Source organism: Methanofollis sp. (genome assembly GCF_028702905.1).
In the GTDB taxonomy this organism is placed as follows: domain Archaea; phylum Halobacteriota; class Methanomicrobia; order Methanomicrobiales; family Methanofollaceae; genus Methanofollis.
The window spans coordinates 1-3468 of the sequence record NZ_JAQVNX010000163.1 but is presented as its reverse complement, the minus strand read 5'-3'; the positions used below and the strand labels follow the sequence as shown (position 1 = coordinate 3468).

The following is a 3468-nucleotide window of genomic DNA, read 5'->3' as shown; positions in this document are numbered from 1 at the left end:
TGTTCACGGTCCGCATGCTCCAGGACGCCCTCGGCCTCTCATACCACCAGACCCGCCGCATCCTCCACGGCTACAACAACGGCGGCACCACCTACTCCGGCCTCCTGGAGAAGTGCCCGGCCATCGGGTTTGTGGACACGACCATCTCCGAGGACGCCGGCGGTTACCTGGTCCGCCGGCGCGAGCACCAGTTCTCCTTCAACAGGGAGGTCTACCGGCGGTGGGCGACGGGTGCTCAGGTCTGGACAGACCCCGACCCCCCGGACGATGATGGCACTTTTGCACCCCGTGTGCACCGAAGTTGCACGGAAAAAGTGCAAAGAGCGGGAACGGAAGACCGGGTTCGGAATGACTATTCTAGAGAGAGAAGAGAGATCTCTCTCTCTCATAGTACTCTATTGCACCAAAAAGGAGACACACACAGCACGGGGGATCTCTCCGGGTCTGGGGGTGACTGTGTGTGTGATCTGTGCCAGAGTGCAAACGATCGGGAAGATGGGGGTGAAAGGGCCGGGATGTTCAATCCCGATTCAAAAATTCCCCCGTTTGGTGGCATTTTCAAAGTGCAGGCCCGTGCAATCGGGTGCACAGGTGCAAACAAGACTGTCCCTCTCCCGGGCGTGCTGAAGCACACCGAGTTCACGCGGACGAAGACCGACCTCGGGCGGTGCAGCGTGTGCGGCGAGGGGAGGGCGGTGTTCCGCTCCGGCGACGGGCGGGCGAGACTCTGCGAGAGGTGCTATGCCCGGTTGGTGCGGGGGTGGAATGAGAAGAAGGGGGTGGGCAGGTGATCCCCCCAGACGCCGGCGGTCGTGAGGGGGAACGCGGGAAGCTAAAGATCCTTTGAACAGAAAACATTGAAAAACAATTGATTAAATTGGGCAAAACTTCGAGAGGTCGGCTGTCTCACCCCTCCCCTGTCTCATACCGGCACTCTTCCTCCTCGGCCACGCCCGCCTGAGGAGCGACCACCTCCCCGACTCCCTCCCGCACCACGACCTCCCGCGTCCTCCCCCTCCCCGGCCGCACGTACAGGTCCACCAGCCGTAAGGTCTCCAGTTTCCGCAACCTCTCGGAGAATGCCGCATACCCCATCTCCCCGCAGAGGCGGTCATAGACCCGCCCGGCGATTGCCGGCCCGCCTTCCCTCTCCTCTCTCAGGACGGCGTGGAGCACCGCCCTCTCCGCAGGGGCGAGCGCCTCCACCGCCACTGCCAGGTGGAGGTGCCGGGAGACGGCAAAGGCCGAGAGCACGTCCCCGGCCGTCACCTCGGTCCTCGCCTCCTTCTCCGCAGTGAGCACCGCCCTCTTCACCAGGTCCAGACCGATCCGCAGGTCGCCAGAGGCCATCGTCCTCTCGACGACGAGGTCGAGGACGGCGGGCGGGACGACGCCGGGGTACACCCCGGCCTTCACCCTGTCTGCAAGGATGCCCCGCACCTCCGCCGCGGTGTACGGCGGGAAGAGGACCTCCGAGGCCTGGAGGACAGAGAGGGTGGAGGGGCCGAGGGCGCGGGAGAGGTCGGCCTCAGGGGTGGAGAGGGTGAGGACGACGCCGGTCCGCACCCCCGGCCAGGCCTCGTGCATCCTGAGGAGGGGGGCGAGGACACTGTCCAGGGTGCCGTCGGCGATGAGCCGGGTGACGTCGTCCAGGCAGACGACGAGGACCGCTCCCCTCTCTGCGAGGGCATGGGCGACCCCGGCCATCACCCGCACATTCGAGACGCCCGACGGCGGGGGCAGGTGGCCGGAGAGGGCGAGGAAGATCCGGGAGAAGACGGCGTACTCCGTCCTCTCGGTCTGGCAGGAGACGAGGACCGGGACGACCGCCTGCGTCATCTCCTCGATCTCGGCGAAGAGGAGCCTGACCGCGGTGGTCTTCCCTGTGCCGGGGATGCCGCGGAGCACGGTATTCAACGGGCGGACGCCGCGGAGGGCGGGCCGCAGGGCGAAGGCGAGGTCTTCGAGTTGTGTGTCGCGGTAGTTGAAGACCTCGGGGAGGTGGGTGATCTCGAAGAGGGCGGGGTCGCGAAAGAGGGTCTGGTCGCTCATGAGGGGGCGGTGTGTCATGGGTGAGGGGTGGCGGTGGGGGTATATGGATGTGGGCCGTGTGAGCGGGGCGAATGTGAAAGAGACGCCGCCCCCGCTCAGGAGATACGGCCGGCTGCAGGATCATACCCGGAAGAGGACGACGATGAGCACGGCCAGAACGAACCCGGTGATGCAGGTGAACTTCCAGTCATGCTCTTTCAGGGGAAAAATAGAGCGTCGAGGCGAGTACGCGGGCGAAGCAGGGCAATAGCGCTGTAGAGAATCGGGTGCGGCCGTGAGAAGGGGAGAGGCCGGGGTCCGATCTCCGCCTCGCCATGAAGGTTCGATAGGGAGTTATTTCCACTCCCACATCCTGTCGCTGACCGTTCCGTCGGGAGCGATCTCGATCTCAAAAAGCAGGGCCACGTCGTTGAGGCGGCTCAGGGCGGTTCCGGACGTCTGAAGATACCGTACCCCCCGCATGCTCCAGCCGGGCCCTTGTGCCGGGACGCTGATCCCCGAACCCTGCAGCACCGCCGTCTCTCCCTTTTCGGTCGTCATGATGCCGTGGCCCTTCGCCAGTATTCCCCCCTGCGGTCGCTCTTTCGACCAGAAGGTGGCAAGTAATGTCACCTCGGTACCGAGTATCGTCCCTTTCGACTCCATGGTCCTCTCGATCTTCAGACCCAGGCCATAATGGTGAGAGATACGCTGCCCCACCACCTTTCCTTTCAATTCGCCGATCATCTCTCCGAGCATAGGAATCGCCCTGCGTCCAGACCACCCCCTCGATGATAAAAGTATCCCGGCCGTAGGAGATGTGCCGCCGATCTCCGGGAGAGCACGGAACCGATGGAGACGGTCCTGCCGGCCCGGCGGAACAATGCGACTCTGATCATGCTCGGAAAACCCCGCGGTCTCGACCTGCTGTACTCGCCGGGTCACAGGGCATGTCCTCGAACGGCGGGGCATGCACTCTGTCTTGTTCAGGGAGAAGAGGGGTCGCCGTGATGAGGTGTGAGGATCTCACGACAGATCGCAAAGGCTCTTTCCGGCATGGTATGACGTCTCATCCCCACCCGATCACCTTCACGACGACGGCGACGATCCCTCCCACGACCCCTCCGGCACCGGCGGCGATTTCCCTCTCCCTCTTCTCCTCCCCTGCCGCCTCGCTCCGCCAGTTCTCAAGGGCGCGGAGCCTCCCCTCCATCTCCGCGTCCTTCTCCTCCATCCTCTGCAGGGTCCGGCAGATCCACTTCACGTCCCTGTTCGTCTCGACGATCTTCTCCCGCAGGTTCTCGGCCATCGCCATCTCCTGATGACTGAATGGCGGTTAAGGCAGATTAATATTACTTATGGTAATATGAAGATATGCCGGTGACATCCCGGGAGTCCTGGCAGGAGAAGAAAAACCATGGCAGACTTTACCCTGTC

General features: G+C 63.7%; 5 protein-coding genes and 1 pseudogene. 3 read left to right on the top strand and 3 right to left on the bottom strand.

From position 1 onward, the window contains the following. Positions 1–791: pseudogene (locus PHP59_RS12075) on the top strand (hypothetical protein); the annotation flags it as partial. Positions 792–906: 115 nt separating this feature from the next. Here PHP59_RS12075 and PHP59_RS12070 read toward each other — a convergent pair. Next, entirely contained in the window at positions 907–2070 is a 1164-nt protein-coding gene (locus tag PHP59_RS12070) for an ORC1-type DNA replication protein (RefSeq protein ID WP_300167332.1), read from the bottom strand. 25 nt (positions 2071–2095) lie between these two features. Between PHP59_RS12070 and PHP59_RS12065 the strand changes: the two genes are divergently transcribed. Next, complete coding sequence (locus PHP59_RS12065; RefSeq protein WP_300167330.1) at positions 2096–2302, top strand: hypothetical protein; 207 nt, start codon at positions 2096–2098, stop codon at positions 2300–2302. Between the two features lie 83 nt (positions 2303–2385). Here the strand turns inward: PHP59_RS12065 and PHP59_RS12060 are convergent, their stop codons facing one another. Further along, positions 2386–2790: a hypothetical protein gene (locus PHP59_RS12060; protein ID WP_300167328.1), complete on the bottom strand. Its 405-nt coding sequence runs from the start codon at positions 2788–2790 to the stop codon at positions 2386–2388. A gap of 93 nt (positions 2791–2883) precedes the next feature. Here PHP59_RS12060 and PHP59_RS12055 point away from each other — a divergent pair, with 93 nt between their 5' ends. Further along, entirely contained in the window at positions 2884–3042 is a 159-nt protein-coding gene (locus PHP59_RS12055) for a hypothetical protein (RefSeq protein ID WP_300167327.1), read from the top strand. A gap of 58 nt (positions 3043–3100) precedes the next feature. Here the strand turns inward: PHP59_RS12055 and PHP59_RS12050 are convergent, their stop codons facing one another. Beyond that, positions 3101–3340 carry a hypothetical protein gene (locus PHP59_RS12050; RefSeq protein WP_300167325.1) on the bottom strand — a complete coding sequence of 80 codons (240 nt, stop codon included), beginning with the start codon at positions 3338–3340 and terminating at the stop codon, positions 3101–3103. Positions 3341–3468: the final 128 nt, after the last annotated feature.